19 protein-coding genes are annotated in these 20,936 nt (G+C 69.7%); 11 read left to right on the forward strand and 8 right to left on the reverse strand.

Features of this window, described 5'->3' with window-relative positions; genetic code table 11:
* Positions 1 to 5: 5 nt before the first annotated feature.
* Positions 6 to 2,309 (reverse strand): heavy metal translocating P-type ATPase, encoded by a 2,304-nt coding sequence (locus ABGB19_RS11230; RefSeq protein WP_347686017.1) that lies wholly within the window; start codon positions 2,307 to 2,309, stop codon positions 6 to 8.
* Between the two features lie 125 nt (positions 2,310 to 2,434).
* Here ABGB19_RS11230 and ABGB19_RS11235 point away from each other — a divergent pair, with 125 nt between their 5' ends.
* The 3 genes from ABGB19_RS11235 to ABGB19_RS11245 all read left to right on the forward strand — a co-directional run bounded on the left by ABGB19_RS11235 (position 2,435) and on the right by ABGB19_RS11245 (position 4,059).
* Positions 2,435 to 2,962: a pyridoxamine 5'-phosphate oxidase family protein gene (locus ABGB19_RS11235; RefSeq protein WP_347686018.1), complete on the forward strand. Its 528-nt coding sequence runs from the start codon at positions 2,435 to 2,437 to the stop codon at positions 2,960 to 2,962.
* 64 nt (positions 2,963 to 3,026) lie between these two features.
* Entirely contained in the window at positions 3,027 to 3,503 is a 477-nt protein-coding gene (locus ABGB19_RS11240; protein ID WP_347686019.1) for a DUF2231 domain-containing protein, read from the forward strand.
* A gap of 82 nt (positions 3,504 to 3,585) precedes the next feature.
* Positions 3,586 to 4,059: a DUF5709 domain-containing protein gene (locus ABGB19_RS11245; protein ID WP_347686020.1), complete on the forward strand. Its 474-nt coding sequence runs from the start codon at positions 3,586 to 3,588 to the stop codon at positions 4,057 to 4,059.
* 9 nt (positions 4,060 to 4,068) lie between these two features.
* Here ABGB19_RS11245 and ABGB19_RS11250 read toward each other — a convergent pair whose 3' ends face one another.
* Positions 4,069 to 5,184 carry a CapA family protein gene (locus ABGB19_RS11250; RefSeq protein WP_347686021.1) on the reverse strand — a complete coding sequence of 372 codons (1,116 nt, stop codon included), beginning with the start codon at positions 5,182 to 5,184 and terminating at the stop codon, positions 4,069 to 4,071.
* A gap of 135 nt (positions 5,185 to 5,319) precedes the next feature.
* On the opposite strand from ABGB19_RS11250, the gene ABGB19_RS11255 reads away from it, so the two are divergent.
* A complete protein-coding gene (locus ABGB19_RS11255) occupies positions 5,320 to 6,648 on the forward strand; it encodes an alpha/beta family hydrolase (protein ID WP_347686022.1) in 1,329 nt (442 codons plus the stop codon).
* A gap of 26 nt (positions 6,649 to 6,674) precedes the next feature.
* Here ABGB19_RS11255 and ABGB19_RS11260 read toward each other — a convergent pair whose 3' ends face one another.
* A complete protein-coding gene (locus ABGB19_RS11260; protein ID WP_347686023.1) occupies positions 6,675 to 6,896 on the reverse strand; it encodes a hypothetical protein in 222 nt (73 codons plus the stop codon).
* A 162-nt stretch (positions 6,897 to 7,058) separates the two neighbouring features.
* Between ABGB19_RS11260 and ABGB19_RS11265 the strand changes: the two genes are divergently transcribed.
* From ABGB19_RS11265 to ABGB19_RS11285, 5 genes are read left to right on the forward strand one after another with little or no spacing between them, the layout of a single operon-like run.
* Complete coding sequence (locus tag ABGB19_RS11265) at positions 7,059 to 7,781, forward strand: MBL fold metallo-hydrolase (protein WP_347686024.1); 723 nt, start codon at positions 7,059 to 7,061, stop codon at positions 7,779 to 7,781.
* On the forward strand, positions 7,778 to 8,401 hold the full coding sequence (locus tag ABGB19_RS11270; protein WP_347686025.1) for a TIGR03085 family metal-binding protein: 624 nt from the start codon (positions 7,778 to 7,780) through the stop codon (positions 8,399 to 8,401). Before ABGB19_RS11265 ends, ABGB19_RS11270 begins: the two co-directional genes overlap by 4 nt.
* Before the next feature lie 20 nt (positions 8,402 to 8,421).
* Positions 8,422 to 9,354: an LLM class F420-dependent oxidoreductase gene (locus tag ABGB19_RS11275; protein ID WP_347686026.1), complete on the forward strand. Its 933-nt coding sequence runs from the start codon at positions 8,422 to 8,424 to the stop codon at positions 9,352 to 9,354.
* A gap of 40 nt (positions 9,355 to 9,394) precedes the next feature.
* A complete protein-coding gene (locus ABGB19_RS11280; RefSeq protein ID WP_347686027.1) occupies positions 9,395 to 9,853 on the forward strand; it encodes a hypothetical protein in 459 nt (152 codons plus the stop codon).
* A 16-nt stretch (positions 9,854 to 9,869) separates the two neighbouring features.
* A complete protein-coding gene (locus tag ABGB19_RS11285) occupies positions 9,870 to 10,352 on the forward strand; it encodes a hypothetical protein (protein WP_347686028.1) in 483 nt (160 codons plus the stop codon).
* On the opposite strand, the gene ABGB19_RS11290 is transcribed toward ABGB19_RS11285, so the two are convergent.
* The 5 genes from ABGB19_RS11290 to ABGB19_RS11310 form a co-directional block, all read right to left on the reverse strand.
* Positions 10,353 to 11,846, reverse strand: a complete 1,494-nt coding sequence (locus tag ABGB19_RS11290) for a dynamin-like GTPase family protein (RefSeq protein ID WP_347686029.1) — start codon at positions 11,844 to 11,846, stop codon at positions 10,353 to 10,355. It abuts the gene before it with no gap.
* 76 nt (positions 11,847 to 11,922) lie between these two features.
* The gene (locus tag ABGB19_RS11295) at positions 11,923 to 12,498 is read right to left on the reverse strand and encodes an IniB N-terminal domain-containing protein (protein ID WP_347686030.1); all 576 of its coding nucleotides are present in this window, start codon (positions 12,496 to 12,498) and stop codon (positions 11,923 to 11,925) included.
* 22 nt (positions 12,499 to 12,520) lie between these two features.
* Positions 12,521 to 14,395: a dynamin-like GTPase family protein gene (locus ABGB19_RS11300; protein WP_347686031.1), complete on the reverse strand. Its 1,875-nt coding sequence runs from the start codon at positions 14,393 to 14,395 to the stop codon at positions 12,521 to 12,523.
* Positions 14,396 to 14,506: 111 nt separating this feature from the next.
* A complete protein-coding gene (locus ABGB19_RS11305; protein ID WP_347686032.1) occupies positions 14,507 to 15,481 on the reverse strand; it encodes an IniB N-terminal domain-containing protein in 975 nt (324 codons plus the stop codon).
* Between the two features lie 262 nt (positions 15,482 to 15,743).
* Positions 15,744 to 16,277 (reverse strand): Rv0340 family IniB-related protein, encoded by a 534-nt coding sequence (locus ABGB19_RS11310; protein ID WP_347686033.1) that lies wholly within the window; start codon positions 16,275 to 16,277, stop codon positions 15,744 to 15,746.
* Positions 16,278 to 16,497: 220 nt separating this feature from the next.
* Here ABGB19_RS11310 and ABGB19_RS11315 point away from each other — a divergent pair, with 220 nt between their 5' ends.
* The gene (locus ABGB19_RS11315) at positions 16,498 to 18,285 is read left to right on the forward strand and encodes an Hsp70 family protein (RefSeq protein WP_347686034.1); all 1,788 of its coding nucleotides are present in this window, start codon (positions 16,498 to 16,500) and stop codon (positions 18,283 to 18,285) included.
* A 3-nt stretch (positions 18,286 to 18,288) separates the two neighbouring features.
* Positions 18,289 to 20,835 (forward strand): isoniazid response ATPase/transcriptional regulator IniR, encoded by a 2,547-nt coding sequence (gene iniR, locus ABGB19_RS11320; protein WP_347686035.1) that lies wholly within the window; start codon positions 18,289 to 18,291, stop codon positions 20,833 to 20,835.
* Positions 20,836 to 20,936 lie beyond the last annotated feature (101 nt).

Consider the following 20,936-nt stretch of genomic DNA (forward strand, 5'->3'; position numbering starts at 1 on the left):
CGGGTCTACCGCCTCGCCGGATCCGGCCCGGGCAGCTTGAGCCGCTTGAGCATCAGCGCGTTGACCGCGACGATCAGGCTGGAACCCGACATCGACAACGCGGCGATCTCCGGACGCAGCACCAGGCCGAACGCCGGTTCGAAGACGCCTGCGGCGATCGGCAGGGCGATGACGTTGTAACCGACTGCCCAGCCGAGGTTCTGGCGCATCTTGCGCAATGTCCCCCGCCCGATGCGCAGCGCTGTCGGCACGTCGAGCGGATCGGAACGCATCAACACCACATCGGCGGTTTCGATGGCGACGTCCGTCCCCGCGCCGATGGCGATACCGAGATCGGCCTGGGCCAGGGCGGGAGCGTCGTTCACGCCGTCGCCGACCATCGCGACCCGTTGACCCGCCCGCTGCAAGGCGGAGATCTCACCGGCCTTGTCACCGGGCAGCACTTCGGCGATGACGGTGTCGATGTTCAACTGCCCCGCGATGCGGCGGGCGGTGGCCTCGTTGTCCCCGCTGAGCATGACCACCTCGACTTCGAGGTCGTGCAGGGCGGCGACCGCGCCGGCCGAGGTTTCCCGCGCCGCGTCGGCCAGCGCGATGACCCCGGCCGCGCGCCCGTCGACAGCCACCAGCACCGCCGTCCGGCCACTCGAGGCCAGTTCGTCACGACGCTCCATCAGCACACCGAAGTCGACGCGTTCCTCCACCATGAGCTTGCGGTTGCCGACCGCCACCGGTCGGCCCTGCACCGTCCCAATCGCTCCGTGGCCGGGCACATTTCGGAAGTCGTCGATCGCCGACGGCTTGATGCCACGGTCAGCCGCGTACCTCACGATCGCCGCGGCCAGCGGGTGCTCCGAGGCCGACTCGACCGACGCCAGGAGGCCGAGGAGCTCTTCTTCGGCGATGCCGTCGACGATCAGGTCGGTGACCTCCGGCTCACCCTTGGTCAACGTGCCCGTCTTGTCCATCACGACGGTGTCGATGCGCGCCGACGTCTCCAGCGCGGTGGCGTTCTTGAACAGCACTCCGCGCTTGGCGCCCATCCCGGTGCCGACCATGATCGCGGTCGGGGTGGCCAACCCGAGCGCATCCGGGCAGGTGATCACGACGACCGTGATGGCGAACAGCAGCGCGGTCTGAACCCCGGCACCCACCGCCCACCACACCAGGAAGGTGGCGGTGCCGCCGATGAGCGCGACGAGCACCAGCCAGAATGCCGCCCGGTCGGCCAGTCGCTGCCCCGGCGCCTTCGAGTTCTGCGCCTCCTGCACCATTTGCACGATCTGCGCGAGGACGGTGTCGCTGCCCACCCTGGTGGCACGCACCCGAAGCGTGCCGGTGGTGTTGATCGAGGCGCCGATCACCGTCGAACCCGAATCCTTCGGTACCGGCAGGCTCTCACCGGTGACCATCGACTCGTCGACTTCGGAATGGCCCGCCTCCACGGTCCCGTCGATCGGGATCTTCGCGCCCGGGCGGATCAGCAGGAGATCGCCGACCACCACTTCGGCCGTCGGGATCTCCACCGGTTCGCCGTCGCGCAGCACCACCGCCATCGGTGGCGCCAGCTCGAGAAGAGTGCGGATGGCGTCGTTGGCGCCGCCTCGTGCCCGCATCTCGAACCAGTGCCCGAGCAGCACGAACGTCGCGAGCACCGATGCGGCCTCGTAGAAGACCTCGCCCCCGCCGGTGAGCGTGACGCCGAGGCTGTAGAGCCAGCCCGCCCCGATCGCGACCGCGACGAGCACCATCATGTCCAAGGTGCGCGCTCGCAGCGCCCGCCACGCTCCGTCGAAGAAGATCCAGGACGAATAGAAGACGACCGGCAGGCTGAGCAGAAGGGCGAAGACGTCGTCGCGCAGACCGAACGGTGCCGGCACATCGAAGCCGAACATGTCGCGGCCCATCGGCGACCAGAGCATGATCGGGATCGACAGCAGCAGGGCGACGAGGAACCTGTTGCGCATGTCCCGGACCATCGCGTCCATCGACATGCCGGCGTGGCCACCGTGACCCATCAACTCGGTGGGGGTGGCCGCGTGCGCGTCGTGGTCGTCATGCGCCTCGCACATCGGGTCGCAGACGTGGTTGGGCACCGACCTTCCGGCGCAATGGAACCCGCAGTCCCTCACCCATTCGGTCAACTGCTCGACCGACGTCTGCGCCGGATCGTAGGTGACGGTCGCGGTCTGGTTGGCGGCGTTGGCCTGCACCGAGCTGACACCCGGCCTGCGACGCAACGTGGCTTCGACGGAGGCCTCGGAGGTCGCCCAATGCAGGCCGCCGACGTGAAGAACAGTTGTGGTCATGTCCACCCCCGTCCGAGCCCCGTTCGCGAAGATCAGCATCCCGCGGTCCGGTATGGCCTGGTTGTTCATTGCGTGAAGAATTCATAAAGAACGTACGGTCGCACCCGGATCGGCGAGGAGGAAAGATGGTCAACAGTTCCGATCACCACCAGTGCTTCGAACACGTCGAGCGGGCGATCCGGGGTCGCACCTTCGGCACGTTATCGACGTTGAGCCGGCAGGGGCATCCGCACGCGACAGGGGTTGTCTACGCGGTGTCGCCCCCGTCGCAACCCCTACGGCTCTACGTGACCACCAGGACCAGCACCGTCAAGGTCGCGAACATCCGAAGAGCGCCCGCTGTGGCGTTCGTGATCCCCGTCCCCCGCCGTGGCATCCCGCTGTTTCCGCCGTCGGCCGTGCAATTCCGCGCCACCGCAACAATTCTGAGCGCAGACGACCCCGCAGCGATCGCGGCCTTCCGGTCGACGTGGTTTCTCCGGCGGATCCTGCGAGCGGAGCGGCGCATCGTCTCGGAGGGGGGCGAGATGTGCTTCATCGCAATTCGACCCATGCGTACGCTGTCGACCTACGCGATAGGGATGTCGGCTCTGGCCGTCACCCGGCATCCGCGCCAAGCAACCGGCCGAGTGGACCTGCCCGCCGGCCGGTGAATGGAAGGGTCCACCTCAGGCGAGTGCGCTATCGTCCAGCCGTCCAGTCGACTCGAGGAGCGCCGTGACCGTCATCTCCGGCCTGCCCGCCCACGTCCTGTTCGTCCACTTCGTCGTGGTGCTGGCACCACTCACGGCCGTGCTCGAAATTCTTTGCGCCATATGGCCGGCGGCACGGCGCCGGCTTGTCTGGCTGGTTCTGGCGCTCGCCGTCGTCACGCTGGTGCTGACACCGTTGACCGTCGAGGCGGGCGAGTGGTTGTACAACCGCGAACAGAACCCCGGCGAGATCCTGCAGACGCACGCCGAGCGTGGCGAATGGATGATCTACTTCTCGATCGCCATGGTGGCGGTAGCCGTCGCACTGGCCATCCTGCAGAGGCTCGAGGGGCGGTCGGACAAGGGTCGTCCGGTGGCCAACGTCGCAGTGGCGCTGGTTGCGCTGGTCGTCGGGATCTCCTCGATCGTCACGGTGATCCGCATCGGCGACTCCGGCGCGCGAGCGGTGTGGGGCGGTGAGCTCACCCAAGCCGACAGCTGACTTGTGACCGCACACCGTCGCCCCGCACTTCAAGGCCATTTGGCCCTACGACGCCGGCCGAGCCGGAACCCAGAATCGGGGTATGACGACCTCATACGGAACGGGCCCGGCGGCAGGACAGTACGGCGGGGACGACGAGGACCAGCTACCGGCTGAGGACACCCTCGTCGAACGCGGCACGAACGACCCGCTCGATGAGGGCTACTCGCCGCCCGAACGCCCCTGGGCGCGGGGCGCCTTCGGGCCGTCGGAAGACATGGACCAGCTTCTCGCCGAGGAGGAACCGGATCCGGCGTCGCGGCTGAACAGCGTGCTCGACGATGCCGAGACGGAACGCTCCGACTACGCCGAGCGCGAGGCCGAGTTCCCCGAGCACGGTGAGGTCGGTCGCGTGCGGGCCGGCCGACTGGTCGCACCGGACATGGGCTTCGGCGAGGACGACGAGGCGGACATGGTCGCCGACGACGTCGGTGTCAGCGGCGGCGCGGCCTCGGCCGAAGAAGCCGCGATGCACATCATCGAGGACGAGGACGAGGACGAGGACGCCGAAGACTGAGCGCCGGCCTCAGCGCGATGTGACCTCGAGCAGGCCATCGTGTCCCACGGCGACCTGAGTGTGGAAGTGGCGGCTCGTGTGTTCGGCGGTGGCGCGTAACCATTCGGTGTCATCCGATGACGCCCGCTCCAGGCGCATCCGCCGTACGCGTGCCGGAATGAGTTGCAGCGCAACCGTTTCTCCGCTACCGGGATCGACGGACACCAGATACAGCAGCCGCAGCTCGCTGCGAAACGACCGGTGGCCGCCGATGCCCTCGTAGTCGTCGATCACGTCGCCGCAACCGTACAGAATCGTTCTCCCGCGGTAGATCTCGAGCGGGCGCGGATGGTGCGACGAGTGCCCATGGACGACGTCGACACCGGCATCGACCAGTCGATGCGCGAACGCGATGTCGCTCGGCTCGATCCCGTACCCCCAGTTCGACCCCCAGTGCACCGAGACGACCACGATGTCCCCGCCGTCGGTGCGCTCCAGCACCAGCGCCGCCAGCTCGTCGGCCGAGCGCCGAGACGAATCCCGAAGCCACCACACACCCGATCGATCCTGTTGTGCAGCCCAGGTTGCGGGGACGCCGGACGACGGCATCGCGACCGAGGCAACCAGGACCCGGTGTCCACGCACCGTCACCGCCGCAAGGCGGCGAGCGGCGGTCGTATCGCTGCCGGCCCCAACGCCCTGTATCCCCGCCCCCGCACAGGCGGCGACGGTGTCGCTCAGCCCACGACGACCGAAATCGAGGATGTGGTTGTTGGCCAGTGTGCACACGTCCGGCCGGAAAGCCGTCAATGCCGGCAGGTTGTCGGGGTTCATCCGGTAGCACACCGGCTTGTGTTCGGCGAAGTCCTCGCCGGTGGTGATCGTGGTCTCCAGGTTGATCAGCCGCACGTCGGGAGCAGCGTCGGCCACCACGGTCAACAGCTCGCCCCAGGGCCACGACCAGTCCACCGGTCGAGTGATCGGCCCGTTCGCGCGTTCGGCCAGACCGACGTACCCCCTGGCGTCGCGCATGTAGGACTCGCGCAGTTCGGGATCACCGGGATGGGGCAGGATCTGGTCGACGCCGCGGCCGAGCATGACGTCGCCACCCAACAGCAGCGTCACCACGTGTCCATCACCGGCCACTGTCGACCACCACCCGCAGATCGCCCGCAATCAGACGATCGCACCGCGGCGACGCTCAGCCAAAAGGCGTTGGTCCCGTGGGAAATGGCCAAAGGGCCCTGCGGTTCGGCCCTGCCCGCGCGACACACTGGGCCGATGACCCGATTCGAAGATCGGCTCGATGCCGGGCGCCGGCTCGCCGAGCGGCTCGAACCGCTGCGGGGGCAGGACATCGTCGTGCTCGGCTTGCCGCGAGGGGGGATCCCGGTCGCCTTCGAGGTGGCCAAGGCACTTGCGGCACCGCTGGACGTCCTCGTGGTACGCAAGCTTGGCGTTCCGTTCCAGCCCGAGTTGGCCTTCGGCGCGATCGGCGAAGACGGCGTGCGGGTGATCAACGAGGCCGTCGTCCGTGAGGCGCACCTGTCCGAGGACGAGATGGCTGCCGTGGAGGTCAAGCAGCGCGCCGAACTGCAGCGTCGCTCGGCACGCTTCCGCGACGGACGCAATCCCGTGTCGCTGGCCGGGCGCACGGCGGTGCTGGTGGACGACGGCGTGGCGACCGGTGCGACCGCCAGGGCGGCCTGCCAGGTGGCGCGGGCCAAGGGCGCACGCCGCGTGGTGCTGGCGGTTCCCATCGGCGGGCCCGACATCGTCGAGCGCTTCGCCGGTTACGCCGACGAAGTCGTCTGTCTGCGCACGCCCGAACTGTTCTTCGCCGTCGGACAGGGCTACCGGAACTTCACGCAGACCTCCGACGACGAAGTGGTCGCGTTGCTCGGTCGCGCCAGGGACGGGTTCCGCGACGACGTGGCGGCACCCGCAGACGACCCGCCGCTGCGCGACGGGAAAGTCCGGGTGAGCGCCGGACCGGTGGAGCTGGCCGGGCACCTGCTGATCCCCGAGGGGCCACGCGGCATCGTGGTGTTCGCGCACGGCAGTGGCAGCAGCCGGCACAGCCCTCGCAACCGGTACGTCGCCGAGGTCCTCAACGACGCCGGGCTGGCCACGCTGCTCTTCGACCTGCTGACCCCGGCCGAGGAACGCAACCGCGCCAACGTCTTCGACATCGAGTTGCTGGCGCGTCGCCTCTTCGACGTCACCTGCTGGCTCGCCGGCCAGCCCGACACCGCGGCGCTGCCGGTCGGGTATTTCGGGGCGAGCACGGGCGCCGGCGCGGCGCTCACCGCGGCCGCGGATCCGCGGGTGAAGGTGGAGGCCGTGGTGTCTCGTGGCGGCCGTCCCGACCTGGCGGGCCGTCACCTGCGCGACGTCTTCGCCCCCACCCTGCTGATCGTCGGCGGGCGCGATGACGTGGTGCTGAAGCTGAACAGACGAGCCCAAGCCGCGATAGGCGGCGACTGCCGGCTCGTCGTCGTCCCGGGCGCCACCCACCTCTTCGAGGAGCCGGGGACACTCGCCCAGGTCGCCGCCCTGGCCCGGGACTGGTTCGTCGACCATCTGAGCCGCACCACCATCAGCCGCTGACATCGGCGGCGGCCTTCGACGTTCGGCTATTGATGCCCGTCGGTGAGCCGCACGATGTAGGCGCGCTCGTCGCGGTCGAATTCGACGGTTCCGCCTTCGACGGTCATACCCACCAACTCGTTGCCGTCCTCGAAGAAGTAGGAGTTGCCTTCCTGCCGCAGCGAGTCGAGGTGGCAACCGGGCACGATCACCACCTTCCGGTGGGGATCGCCGGTCAGAACCACGATCTTCGTGGGACGTTCGTCCACTGGTGCCGTCCTTCCTGACTGCGCTGCCGACGTCGAGCCTTGAGCCCAACGTAAGAACGGCGCCGCCGGCGACCTAGGGCCATTCGACCCTTCCCCCGACGACGTCCGACTCAGCGTGCTCAATCCGCCAACGCGGCGCGGAATTCGGCGGACCATCGAGGCATGCAGACCACCGTCGACGAAATCGGGACGGACGTCTACCGGCTGTCCACCTACCTGCCCGACGTCACCGAGCGCGGGTTCACGTTCAACCAGTTCCTGCTCACCGGCGACGAGCCGTTCCTCTTCCACTGCGGGCACCGGCAGTTGTTCCCGTTGGTGTCGGAGGCGATCAACCGGGTGACACCGGTGGAGAAATTGCGGTGGCTGTCGTTCGGGCACCTCGAAGCCGACGAGTGCGGCGCGGTGAACCTGTTTCTCGACGCCGCCCCACACGCCGAGGTCATCCACAGTGGCCTGGCTTGCATGGTGTCGTTGATCGACATGTGCGACCGTCCGCCGGTCGTCGCACCGGAGAACGGCGTGCACGACATCGGCGGGCACCGGTTGCGCTTCATCGCCACGCCACACGTCCCGCACAACTGGGAGGCGGGCCTGTGGTTCGACGAGACGACGTCGACGCTGCTCGCCGGCGACCTCTTCACCCACGTCGGCACCTGCCCTGCCCTCACCGAGAGCGACATCGTCGCTCCTGCCCTCGAGGCGGAGGAGTTCTTCCACGCCACGGGGCTCACTTCGAACCTGCAACCGACGCTGCACGGGCTCGCCGAACTCGACCCCACCACGCTGGCCGTCATGCACGGGGCGTCCTACGCCGGCGACGGCGCCGGGCAACTGCGAGCACTGGCCGACGGCTATGCGGCGATGGCAGAATCGCCGCGATGACCGCAGCCCGGCGCGAACGCGCCGCCCTCGTGACGACCATGCGCGACGCCGGCCCCGACGCCCCGACGCTGTGCGGGGACTGGACCACGCGCGACCTCGCCGCACATCTCGTGTTGCGCGAGCGCAGGCTCGACGCGATGCCGGGCATCGCGATCCCGGCCCTGGCCGGTTACACCGACAAGGTGCAGCGCCAGACCGCGGCCACCACCGACTGGGACGATCTCCTGGACAAGGTGGCGTCCGGCCCGCCGGTGTACTCCCCGTTCAAGGTGCTCGACCCGGTGGCGAACATGGGCGAGATGTTCATCCACCACGAAGACGTACGTCGTGCCCAACCCGGTTGGGAGCCACGGCCTCTCGATGACGGGATCGTCAAGGCGCTGAGCCGCCCCCTGCCCGTCATGGCCCGGCTGACGCTGGCGAAGGCACCGGCCCGGGTGACGCTGCGCACTCCGCAGGGCCGTGTGCTGGCCACGATCGGCCGCGGCCCGTCGGTGACGATCACCGGTGAACCACAGGAGTTGTTGCTGTTCATCTCCGGTAGGGACGCCGTGCGACTCGACTTCGACGGCGACGCCGAGACCGTCGCTGCCGTCCGGGCGAACCGCCGGGGGTTGTAGACCGGACCTAAGCTGACCCGGTGGACTTCCGCGTATTCGTCGAACCCCAGCAGGGCGCCTCCTACGCCGACCAGCTCGCGGTGGCCCGCACCGCAGAAGACCTCGGGTATTCCGCCTTCTTTCGATCCGACCACTACCTCGCGATGAGCGGCGACGGCCTGCCCGGACCCACCGACTCGTGGGTCACGCTGGCGGGCATCGCGCGTGAGACGTCGTCCATCCGGCTCGGGACCCTGGTCACCTCCGCGACGTTCCGCCATCCCGGCCCGCTGGCCGTATCCGTCGCACAGGTCGACGAGATGAGCGGGGGCAGAGTCGAATTCGGCCTCGGCGCCGGCTGGTTCGAGTCCGAGCACCAGGCCTACGCCATCCCGTTCCCGCCGCTGGGCGAGCGCTTCGACCGGCTCACCGAACAGTTGCATATCATCACCGGCCTGTGGACCACGCCGATCGGCGAGAAGTTCGATCACGAGGGCTCGCACTACACCGTCGTCGACTCGCCCGCGCTGCCCAAGCCCGCCCAGACCCCGCACCCGCCGATCGTCATCGGCGGCGGCGGGGCCAAGCGCACACCCGCGCTGGCCGCGAAGTACGCCGCGGAGTTCAACGTCCCGTTCGTGCCACTGGACACGGCCGCGACGCAGTTCGGCCGGGTCGCTGCGGCGGTCGCGGACGCCGGGCGCGCGGCGGACTCGATGACGTATTCGGCGGCGTTCGTGGTGTGCGCCGGACGCGACGACGCCGAGATCGCGCGGCGCGCCGCCGCGATCGGCCGCGAGGTCGACGAGTTACGCAGCAACTCACCCGTGGTGGGCACTCCCGGTGAGATCGCCGACAAGCTCGGCGCCTGGACCGCGGTGGGTGTGCAGCGGGTGTACCTGCAGCTTCTCGATATGTCCGACCTGGCACATCTGGAGTTCTTCGCGCACGAGGTGATCCCGCAGCTCGGCTGACCGAGTCACTTCGAGCAACTCGCGGCTACTATCAGTGGCCGTGACCAGCGGTGACTTGGACGACGGGCGCAACGGCTCGTCGCAGCCCTGGCACAACCGCACGCCCGCGGTCGTCGGGGCCAGCGTGCTCGCCTTCGCGGTCATCGGGATCCTGGTCCTGGCCATCGCCTACATGTCGCGCCAGTTCGGCGAACCGGAGCAGGCGCCGCTGAACTTCGTCGAACCGACGTTCTCGGCGACCTCGCCCCGGTCGGGCACGCCCACCACCACCCAGACCGTCACCAGCACCAGCCCACCGCAGACGACGGAGATCGGCGGACCGCTGGATCCCTCGACGACGCCGTCCACGACGTCGAACACCGAGACCACCACCGAAACCACAACCGAGACCACCAGCGAATCGCCGACCACCGAGGACGACGAAGAGGAGTCCACCGAGCGCACGACGCGCCGCACGCCCCGCACGAATGTGACACGTACGCTCAACCCGTTCCGGTAAGGCCTACTATCGGCCCGTGGCGCGAAACGGACCCAACGACGATCCGAACTACCCGGACTACGACCCCACCGGCTACGGCGACGGTGGCGGCGACGGTGGCGGCTACGGCAACGGTGGCTACGGCCCGCCGCCCGAGGAGCCGGTCCCGTGGTACCGCAAGCCTGCGGCGCTGGTCGCCTTCGGCGCGCTCGGCGCGCTGCTCATCGCCCTGATCGTCTGGGGTTTGGCGAACCTGATCAGCGGCGACGACTCCAGTACCGAGACCACCACGCTGACGCCGCTGACCACAACGTCACGGGCGGCGACGCCCACCACCTCGGTGACGCCGGAGACGGTCACCGAGACAGTCACTCCGACAACCACCGCGCCGCCGACTACCACGACGGCACCTCCGTCCACCATCACGGAGACAACCACCAGCGTCAGCACGAGCGTGAGCACCAGCACGGAGACCAGCACCGTGACGGAGACGATCACCGCACCGCCGCCGGCCCCCTGATCACCTGCCCCGCGCGGCGTACTCCGCCACCAGCGCCTCGGCGCTGCGCACCGCCGCCCGGCACGCGCGGGTGGTGAACGGATCGTTGAGCGGGTGTTCGGCTCGTCGGCGCCAGCGCTGCGCCGCCGCGAACGCGGCCCGCGGCCCGTCGTAGGGGTTGTCGGGCTGCAGGCCCAGCCTGCTGGCCGCGTCCGTACCCGAACCGCCGATGATCCGGCGCAGCGAAGCCATCTCGTCCTCGTTGAGAGTCGTTGGCCGCGAACGTAACTGGGTCAGCAGCCGCAGCTCCTCGAACGCATGCGTATCGGCGAGCAGGGGGTCGATGTCGGCGAGGATGTACGGCGTGGCGTAGATCGGGTTGTTCTGCACGAACTGCCGCAGCGACAGCAGTGCGGTATGCGCCTTGAGAAGATCCGAGCGCTGTGCGAACTGCTGGTCGATCACGTCGCGCAGTGCCACCAACCCGCTGCGTTCCAGGAGTTCGTCGGCAAGCGCCACCGAATCGCTGACGCCCGCGCGCAGCACAGCGATCGAGATCCGGATCCCGAACATGCCGAACCGGTCCAGCAGCGCCGCCCGCGTCGCCGCGTCCACCGGCAGCGCGCTGTCCTCGCGCACGAAGCGGTCCACCGACAGCATCGCCTTGGTCAGCTCGGCGGCGTCGACGCCCGCGAGCTTCTCCAGCGCGACGAACTCGCTCTGGCGCAGCGTGCGCGCGGTCAACGCCAGCAGTCCGGACACCGGCACCACGGCCTGGCACGTACCGGTGCGGTCCATCTCGCGGGTGAACCGGCTGGCCACGTCCTTGGCCGAGAGCATCGCGTCGATGCGTCCGGCGCCGATCTCGTCGGCGCGCGAGGCCACACCGATCACGCCCAGCGCCCCGGCCGATCCGCCGACCAACTCGCCGATCTGCTTGAGCAGCGCGATGTCGGCGGCGTTGAGGGTGCGCAGCAGGAACACCACCGCGTCCACGCGCGGCACCCCGTCCTCGGGCACCAGCAGCCGCAGCGTGCGATCGGAGACGTCGCGCGACAGCGACGAGGTGCCCGGGGTGTCGACGATCGTGGTGTCGATCAGCTCGCCGGCCGGCCACTCGACGTCGAGGTCGACGACGTCCTCCGGGTCGAGGCTGGCGAAGTCGAACGTCAGGCCGCCCTCGACGGGGTCGCGCCCGATCGGCACGTTGGACCGCCTGCCGCCGCGGTGGTTGGCGGTCACCTTCGGCGTCGGCCCGTGCCGGAACCACGTCACGATCCGCGTGGCCTCGGTGGCGTCCGTTGGCGCAATGTCCTCGCCCACAAGGGCATTCACCAGGGTTGATTTACCCGCTTTGAGCGTTCCGGCCAGCGCGATGCGAATCGGCTGGTTCAGCGCGTGTCCGATGCGGTCGAGTTCGTTGTGGACGTCGGGGCGGTGCTGGTAAGCAGGGTCGGCCCGGTACGCCTGGATGGTGCCGCCCAGGATTGCGCGCACTCGATCGCTCGTGCTCATCTCGCGCTACTCACGATGCTCCTGGCTGTTCTCCCCGCTCGGCGGTGGCCGGAGATCCAGCTTAGGCACCGTCAGGTCATTCGAGGGCCTTGCCCCAGACCACCGCGTCGAAATCGGGCCGCACGATGAGCTCCGCCACGGTGTCCTCCTCGCCGTCAGGGCCGGGTACGTCGTCGGATGGGGTTTCGTCGGTCGGCGACGTGAACGGATCGTCGGGCACCTCATCGAGGGCCTTGTCGGAGCCGACGCGCCCACGCTCGGCCGGATCGGTGTCGACGACGATCATCGGCGCCTCCTCGGAAGCCGCACACCGCGCCGGCGGGACGGCGACGACCCCTTCAGGCCCACCCATCGCCTTCTCGATCAGGGCCACATCGCGGTGGTGGTCGTGCGCATCGGCGACCAGGTCGTCGACGTCGAGCGCCTGCAGCGCCGCGGCCAGGTCATCGGCGTGCACCACCGCCTGCAGCGGGTGGTCCGGCGGCATGGACTCGGCGATCACCGGTAGCAGGTCGTGCACCTGCTCGGGCGTGGCATCAGGAAAACCCGCGTCGCACAGCGCTTGTCGCGGATCGTCGACGAACGCGCGCAGGCTGGCCGGCTCACGGAAGAGCCCCGTCGTGTAGTCCAGGATCGACATTCCAACAGACACGAGCGGGCTCCTTTCTACCCGGTTACGTCGTTCCCACCGGTTCTGGGACGGCGGGCATCAGCTTGACCGCATGGTCGGTCACCTGCTTGAGGATGTTGAGCTGACGCTCGAGTTCCCGGATCCGGTCGTTGCGTTCGGACTCCTCGAGCCGGGCCGCGGCGATCGTCGCCTGCAGTGACTCGTTGAGCGATCGGGTCGTCTGGTTGGCGATCCCGCGGTAGTGGTCGCGCAGCTGCCGCTGGACCCCCTTGAGCCGGTCGCGTGACTCCTTGCTGACCAGGAACTGGGTGTCGTCGATGAACCGGCGGGTGTTGGTCTTGGCCTCGTTGCGCACCCGCAGCATTCGGTTCTCCATGTTCTCCTTGTACGCCGTGCGCCCCATCAGCAGGCCGGCGCCGAGGGACAGCGGGTTGAACATGCCCAACCCAGCGAACGACGTCATCATGCCGAACATCAGCACACCGCCGTAGGAACCCTGCATGCCCATGGTGAGCTTGCGGCCCTTGCCGACCGGCTTGGCCTCCAGGCGGGCCAGCGACTTCAGCTCGCCGAGGCCGGCGCCCATCCGGTTGGGGTCGATCTGCGGCATCTGCACCGCCTCCAGGCCCGCTTCGACGAAGGTGCGGGCCACCTCTGCGGCCAGCGCCTCGGCGCGCTGGTAGGCCCAGACGAAGTTGTCGCCCACCGCGGTCGCCACCGCGTTCTCCAATTCGGCGCCGATCTCGGCCCAGTGGTGGGTCGGATCGCAGGTGTCGATCACCTTCTCGATGTGCTGGCTGATGATCCGGAACCGGCCGCGCAGATCGTGGTCCACGTCGGCGGTCAGGTCGGAGATGCCGTCGTTGAGCACCTGCTGCCACAACGCCGTCTGCTGCAGCGCATCCTGGGCTTCCTGCTTGCGTCGTTCGAGGTCTTCGGTGAGCCGGTCGCGGGTGTCGGGGTCGTTGAGCGCCGACAGTTCCGCGCTCACCTTCAAGGTGAGATGCTCGGCCGCCGAGTGGATCTCGGTGACGACGTGGTCGCGAATGCGGTCGTTCTGCCGCAGCAGCACCTGTTCGCTGAGGAACCTCACGATCGCGGGGAAGTTCGACTCCTCGTTGAGTTCCTTGTCGTTGAGCTGGATTGCGTGGCTGCGCAGAAGCGACGACGCCGGGATCATTCCGATGTTCAGATCGGCGCGCGACAGGTGGCCCTTGTTGGTCTCGACGATCTGGCGCCAGTGCGGGTAGAGGTCGGTCTTGGTGGCGATGATTGTTGCGAGAGGGCAGATTTCGAAGGCCTGCCGCATGAACGTCATCTCGGGTTCGGTGAACTCCTGGCTGGTGTCGCTGCACATCAGCACCGCGTCGGCGTCGGGCAGCAGCCCCAGCGTCGCCGACAGGTGCGGCTGGCCGTGGCCACCCACGCCCGGGGTGTCGACGAACGCCAGCCCGTTCTTGAGCAGCGGACTGGCCGCGGTCACCTCGACGCGGATCACCTCGCGCCCGCCCGCCTGCGGCGCCCGCCGCAAGTCGTTCTTGATGTCGGCCATCGGGATCTCGATGGCATCGGGCTCTTCCCCCTCGCCCCGCGCCACGATCAGCTTGGCGGTGGCGGTCTCGCCGTAGGAGACCACGGTCGCCAGCACCGTGCTCTCGTCGTCGCCGACGCGCGCCACCGGAACGTTGAGCAGCGAGTTGAGCAACTGGCTCTTGCCCTGCTTGAGCTGGCCGGCGACCACCACCCGGATCTGCGGGTCGGTGATGCGGGCCTTGGCCCTGGCCAACCGCTCGACCAGGTCACCGCGATCGTTGGCACCGGCGATCTTGCTGGTGTGGTCGATCAGCTCGACGATGACCTTGACCTGTCTGGCCGGCTCGCCGGCCGTGACCTTGCGGGGGTCGTTCGGTTGCGTCATGGGGTCCTCTGGTCGGCGAAAAAAGCCGGTGATCTAACGGTAGACGTGCGAACTGGCGGGGATCGAGTTTCGATCCCCGCCAGCTGCGCTGTTTTCGATGGTGCCCTCGGGTCAGAAGATGCCGACGTCGTTGGTGACGTTGACGTCGGTATCGACCGTCTGGGAGTTGTCCACCGAGTTGTCCTGGTTGGAGTTGTCCACCGAGTTGTCGACGGAATTGTCGTCGTGGCTGGCGTCGACGCCGCCGGAGATGTCGCCGCCGCCGGTGTCGACGGTCGTGACGTCGCCCCCACCGGTGTTGGTGGTCTGGCTGTCGTTGTCGTTGATGACGATCCCGCCACCGGAACCACCGGCGCCACCGGTCGCGTTGCCGCCGTCGTTGCCGACCCCGATCAGGCCGCCGCCACCGGAACCACCGGCCGCGCCGCCACCGTTGCCGCCGCTCATGTCGACGTCGTTGATGACCGGGCCCTCGTTGTCGGAGATGATGTCGCCGCCGGCGGTCTGGTCGCCGCTGTCGTCGATCTCGTTGTCCTCGCCGATGTTGACGTTGGAGTCCTCGATGTCACCGGTGTTGACGTTCTCGTTGTCGTCGCCGACGACGTTGCCGTCACCCTCGACGTTGGTGGTGTCGATGTCGCCGGCAGTGCCGGTGTTGACCACGCCGCCGTCGGTCGCGGTGTTGGTCGTCTTGTCGCCGAAGGTGATGTCACCGAAGTCCAGGTCGAAGTTGCCGACGCCCTGCTGCTGATCCTCACCCGCGGAGTTGACGACGTTGGTCTCCGGGCTCAGCAGCCGGGTGTCGTTGTGGCTCAGCGTGTCATTGTTCGACAGCAGGTCGGTCTGGCGCTGCGGCACGAAGGCGATGCCGTGGGTGTTGGCCACCGCCTGCTGCAGGCCCACGACCGGGTTACCGCCGCCATGCATGACCGCAGCGGGCGCCACGGTGGCGGCCACGGCCTGCACCTGCGCGGCAGAGACGTTGCCGAAGCCGGCCTGGTGCAGCTCGCGGTCGGGGTCGGCGACGAAGGCCGCAGCCGAGACGGGATCGCGGAACAGGTTGAGGAACCAGTCGAGGAGGTTCATTGTCGGGTCCTTTCGGGTGTGTGTTCTTAGGTCCTGTCGCCGGGTCGTCCGGCGAACTGGTCACTACGTTATGGACCCGTCGACGCCGCAGAAACGGGGTCGCAACCCCTCCCTGCGGACCAGCCGCTCGGGATCACCGTAGGGGGATCGTTAGGGGATTAGGGGGTTCGTGGGGCCGACTGCTCAGCACGGCGTTCACCCAGCTCGCAACGAAAAAGTGCGCGGCCCCGAGCGGGGCCGCGCACTCGATGGGGCCGGACGTCTAGTCGAAGATGTCGAACCCGCCTCCGTCGACGTCGAGCTGCTGCGCAGCGTCGGACAGCGAATCGGTCCAATCCTCGACGGCGGGCACGTCGTCGAGGGGCGCCTCGTCGATGACCGGTTGATCGAAGTGCAGATCGTCGGCGTCTGCGACGGCCGGGATGCCCGCATCGGCCAACGTGCCGAGGCCGGCACCCGGATCGGTGATGACCTCAGTGGCCGTGGTGTGGATGTCCTCAAACGCCTCGGCGGGCACCTGATCGCCGAACGCGTCGAAGGCGGCGGTGGCCGCCCCGCTCGTCCAGACATTGCCTGCCATCTCAGCGATGCCGCCATCGAGTCCGGCGGCAGGCACCGCGTCGGACAGTGACGACATCGACTCGGAGACCACCGGGATCAGGGCGTTGACATCGGCACTGGTCACGTTGGTCAGATTGGCGTCGAGAATGGCTTGGTCGGGGTTCGCGGCGAAGTGTGCGGCGGCGTCGGGATCACGCACCACGGACATCACGAAGTCGAGTAGCGAGTTCGCCATGAAACGACCTCCTTCCCTGTGTAGATATATGCGGCGGTAGCCCAAAGGCTTGTCACGATGCTATCGACGGGTGCTGCCCCGGTGATCGGTGCAGAACCCACCTTCCCCGCCCCGCCATTAGGGGGCCGGGCGTTAGGGGTTTGCGCACCACTAGGGGCACCTACCCTGTGTGGGGCAGTGGAGCCGCTATCGTGATGGACGGCCAAACGCAGAGGTGGAGATGAGCGACTCACTCGGACTGTCGATCGGGTCGACCAATCTGGTGGCGGCCCGGGTCGGCCGACCTCCGGTCATGCGCCGATCCATTCTGACGTTCTTCGACTACCGTGCGCCCGAAGTCGGCGTGCCGTCCGAGTTCTCGGATTCCCCGGGGGGCGGCCCGGCCCAGCCCGGAATGGTGCTCACCGGATTCGTCGAACGCGTCGGCGACCCGGTGCCGCTGGTGGCCGCCGACGGCTCGCCGCACCGCGGCGAGCGCGTCCTGGTCGACGCTCTCGACGCGATGGCGCGCACGGTCGGCGGCGGCGCGCCGGTGGCGATCGCGGTGCCCGCGCACTGGGGTCCAGCGACGGTCGGTGCGTTGCGGGGCGCGCTGCGCGCCGCGCCGGGCCTGGCGCCTGGCGGCGTGCCGCCCGCGCTGCTGCCCGATTCGACCGCCGCGCTGGCCGCACTGCAGGCCGCTCCCGGGTTGCCGGCGAGCGGGGTCGTTGTGCTCTGCGACTTCGGCGGCAGCGGCACCAGCATCACGCTGGCCGACGCGGGCGCGAACCTCGACCCCATCGGTGAGACGGTCCGCTCCGCGGACTTCTCCGGCGACCAGATCGACCAGGCGCTGCTCAACCACGTCATCGCAGGCATCGCCGCGGCCAACGACGCCGATCCCGCGGGCACGGCGGCGGTCAGCTCACTGGCCCGGCTGCGCAACGAGGTGCGCCTCGCCAAGGAGCGGCTCTCGGGCGAGACCGCGACCGTGGTGCACGCCGAACTGCCCGGCTTCGACTCCGATGTGCGGCTGACGCGCACCGAACTGGAGCAGCTCATCGGCGAGCCGCTGGGCGGCGTGCTCAACACCGTCGAAGAGACGTTGCAGCGCAACAACATTCCGCTCGCCAACGTCTCCGCCGTCGCGACCGTGGGCGGTGGCGCGAACATTCCGTTGGTCACCCAGCAGCTCTCGACGCGATTGCGGGCGCCGGTGATCACCACCCCGCAGTCACAGCTCAACGTCGCGGCGGGTGCCGCGCTGATCGCCGACAGCGGCCTGGCGGGCGACGCGCCCACCGGGATGGCGCCCACCGGAATGGCGGCCGCCGCCGACGCGCCGACGGGCATGTCGGCCGCGGCATGGGCGGCCGGTGCGGCGGGTGTGGCGGCGTCCGAGTCGGCGTCCGACGGCGCGGCCTCTGCGACGTTCCGCGCGCTGGCGTGGTCGCAGGACGATGCGCCCGGTGGCGAGCCGGTGCCGTACGCGGGCGAGGACTACACCTTCGAGCCCGGTGCGACCGGCGCCCGGCCGGCGATGGAGTTCGCCCACGAGGAGGAGGGCTACGAGCCGGAGACCGCGCCGCTGCCGTGGTACCGGCGTCCCGTGGTGCTGTTCGGTGCGGCGGCGGCGGCCGCCCTGCTGGCGGTCGGCGGCCTCGCGGTCACGCTGACCGGCACGAGCGGCGACTCGGGCCCGGTGACCGAGACCGCGACCACGGTCGAGACCGGACCGTCGCCTGCCGAGCCGGTGACCGAGCCGCAGACCGTCACCGTCACCGGACCCGACGGCCGGCCCAGCACGACGGTGGTCCCGCCGCCGCCCACGACCACCGCGCCGACGACCACCACCACGGCCACCACGACGACGACAACGACGACCACCACCACGCAGCCGACCACGACCACGACGACCACGCAGCCCACGACAACGCAGCCGACGACCACCCAACCGCCGCCGACTACCACCGAGCCGCCGCCGATCAGCACGACCCCCGAGGTGCTGATCCCGGACGCGCCGGCCTGAGCCATGGCCACCCCGGCGCCGGACTCGCTGACCGACATTCCGCCGTCCGCGCGCGACGCCGTCGCGACGATTTGCGCCGCGCCGACCGAACCCGTCAAGCTCCTGGTGTCCGGCGGCATCGGCACCGGCAAGAGCGCGGTACTGGCCGTGGTCCGGACCGCGCTGCGCTCCGCCGGGGTGGCGGTGCTGACCCGACCGCCACGCGTGGACGACGATCCGCACTGCGCGGTCATCATCGACGACGCGCACCTACTCACCGACGGTGAACTCGACCAGCTGGCGGACCGGGTCGCCGACCCGGCTGCGACGGTGGTCGTCGGCGCCCAGCCGCTCGCCCACCGGCCGGCGTTGCGCGCGCTGTGCACCGCGATCGAACGGGAGAGCCCGGTGGTGGCGCTGGGTCCGTGGGCGCCCGCCGACGTCGCCCGGATGACGGCCGAAAGCCTCGGCGCGACAACGCCGTCCGAGATCGTCCGGTCGCTGATCATCGCGACTGCCGGGTTGCCGTTCCTGCTGCGGCCCGCCGTCGCGGCGGCGGCTTCGCCCGAGGGCGAGGCACCCGCCACCGCGATCCTGCAGGCGGCCAGGGCCGCGCTGATCGAGCGGTTGCGCCGCCTCGACGAACCCACCCTCGACACGCTGCTGGTGTCCTCGCTGAGCCGCGACCTCGGACCCGACGACGTCGCGGCCGCCCTGCAGATGGGCGCGGACGACGCGCACGCTGCGGTCGATCGCGCGCGGGCCTCCGGACTGGTCGAGCCGTCGTTCAGCCGGGCGTTCCTGCGTACGGCGCACCGATGCGTCGCGCAGATCCTCGGCACCGCCCGACATCACGACGTCGAGATCGCCCTGCTGGTGTCCCAGCTCGAATCATCGACGCTCACAGGCGATCTCGCACTCCAACTGGCCGAGCACGGCCTGCGCGACGATCGCCTGGCGACCGCCCTGGCCGAGCTGGCCGCGCGGAGTCACAACCAACCTGCAAGGGCGGCAAGGCTGTACCGCGCCGCCGCCGACGCGGGCGCGACGACGCTGACCTCGCGACTGGCCGATGCGCTGGCGCTGACCGGCGACTGCGCGACCGCCGGCCGGCTCGCCGACGAACTGCTCGCCTCCACCGACGCCGCCGAACGGGCGGCCGCGGTGCGCATCGCCGCGAGCATCGCGATGCACGACGGCAGCGCCGCGCAGGCCGCCGACCTGTTCCGCTGGCTCGGCCCGTACCCGGACGCGTTCGTCAGCGCGGCCGGCGCCGTCGTGGCGCTGGCCACCGGCGATCTGCCCGCCGCCCGCGCAGCGCTGAGCGCCGAGAGCAGCGGTCCACCCACCACGACCGCCCGTGCCGCGCGCAGCCTCGCCGACGGCATGCTGCTCTCGCTGGACACGCCGTACCCCGCGGCCGTGGCCCGCCTGGGTCAGGCGATCACCTCGGAGCAGCCAGCAGTCGGTGTCGCGCCCGACACCCCCGTCGCGCTCGTGACACTGGCCGCGTTGCACGGCGGTGACCCGGTGCGGGCCCGCAGCGTCATCGGGCGCGCGGTGCGGGCCGGCCTCGACGACACCGCCGAGAACACCGTCTTCGTCACGCGCAGGCACCGACTGCTGCTGGGCTGGGTGCGGATGCAGGAGGGCCAGTTGCCTGCGGCGAGCGCCGATGTCGCGATCGCCACGGGCGATCCCGAGTCCGCTTCGCTGCACCGCCGCGACGCGCTGTGGGCGGCCGCGCTGCAGACCGCGATCGCCCGCCGCAGCGGCGACAGCGGCGCCCTGCAGAAGTACTGGTATGCCGCAACGGAGGTGCTCGCCGAATACTCCATCGACTTGTTCTCGCTGCTGCCGCTCGGCGAGTTGTGGGTCGCCGCCGCGCGCCTGCGCCAGGTCGACCGGCTGCAGCACACCCTCGACGAGGCGTTCGCGCTCCTCGGCGCGCTGGGGAACCCGGTGTTGTGGTCGGTGCCGCTGCACTGGGCCGGCGTGCACGCCGGGATCCTGGCCAACGCCCCCGATGCCGTCGCCCCGCACGGCCAGGCGCTGGCCGCCGCGGCGGGCCAGAGCGCGTTCGCCAAGGCGCTGGCCAACGCCGGCCGCACCTGGCTGCGGGTGCTGGCCAATCACGTCGACACCGAGGAGGTCACCACGGCGGCGCGGCTGCTGGCGCAGTTCGGCCACACCTGGGACGCCACCCGCCTGGCGGGCCAGGCCGCGCTGCAGACTCCCGACGGCCGGGTGTCGCAGGCGATGCTGCAGCTGGCCCGCGACCTCAAGCAGGCCGTTGCGCTCGACGAGGCACCCGGCACCGACCTGCCCACCGCAGCGGAGACGCCCCCGTCGAGCCCGGCGCGACCCACGTCGTCGCGGCTCTCGGACCGCGAACGCGAAGTCGCCGAACTGCTCCTGCTCGGCATGCCCTACAAGGACATCGGCACGCAGCTGTTCATCTCGGCCAAGACCGTCGAACACCATGTCGCCCGGATCAGGCGCAGGCTCGGCGCCGAGTCGCGCTCGGAGATGCTGTCGATGCTTCGGGCCATGCTGACACCGCAGTCCTGAATCCCCCGGCCATCCCCCAACGCCGTCCTATCCCCTAATACCGAATCCCCATGGGGGCGTGGTCGACGAGGGGAATCGCACCGGATTCGCCGCGCTGCGCC

Origin of the sequence: Mycobacterium sp. B14F4 (assembly GCF_039871645.1) — a bacterium.
Lineage (GTDB): Bacteria > Actinomycetota > Actinomycetes > Mycobacteriales > Mycobacteriaceae > Mycobacterium.

Excerpts from the sequence above, each read along its gene's own strand:
- ABGB19_RS11230 (WP_347686017.1), bottom strand. The coding sequence starts at position 2,309 with ATGACCACAACTGTTCTTCACGTCGGCGGCCTGCATTGGGCGACCTCC.
- ABGB19_RS11235 (WP_347686018.1), top strand. The coding sequence starts at position 2,435 with ATGGTCAACAGTTCCGATCACCACCAGTGCTTCGAACACGTCGAGCGG.
- ABGB19_RS11245 (WP_347686020.1), top strand. The coding sequence starts at position 3,586 with ATGACGACCTCATACGGAACGGGCCCGGCGGCAGGACAGTACGGCGGG.
- ABGB19_RS11255 (WP_347686022.1), top strand. The coding sequence starts at position 5,320 with ATGACCCGATTCGAAGATCGGCTCGATGCCGGGCGCCGGCTCGCCGAG.
- ABGB19_RS11265 (WP_347686024.1), top strand. The coding sequence starts at position 7,059 with ATGCAGACCACCGTCGACGAAATCGGGACGGACGTCTACCGGCTGTCC.
- ABGB19_RS11270 (WP_347686025.1), top strand. The coding sequence starts at position 7,778 with ATGACCGCAGCCCGGCGCGAACGCGCCGCCCTCGTGACGACCATGCGC.
- ABGB19_RS11290 (WP_347686029.1), bottom strand. The coding sequence starts at position 11,846 with ATGAGCACGAGCGATCGAGTGCGCGCAATCCTGGGCGGCACCATCCAG.
- ABGB19_RS11300 (WP_347686031.1), bottom strand. The coding sequence starts at position 14,395 with ATGACGCAACCGAACGACCCCCGCAAGGTCACGGCCGGCGAGCCGGCC.
- ABGB19_RS11305 (WP_347686032.1), bottom strand. The coding sequence starts at position 15,481 with ATGAACCTCCTCGACTGGTTCCTCAACCTGTTCCGCGATCCCGTCTCG.
- ABGB19_RS11310 (WP_347686033.1), bottom strand. The coding sequence starts at position 16,277 with ATGGCGAACTCGCTACTCGACTTCGTGATGTCCGTGGTGCGTGATCCC.
- ABGB19_RS11315 (WP_347686034.1), top strand. The coding sequence starts at position 16,498 with ATGAGCGACTCACTCGGACTGTCGATCGGGTCGACCAATCTGGTGGCG.
- iniR (WP_347686035.1), top strand. The coding sequence starts at position 18,289 with ATGGCCACCCCGGCGCCGGACTCGCTGACCGACATTCCGCCGTCCGCG.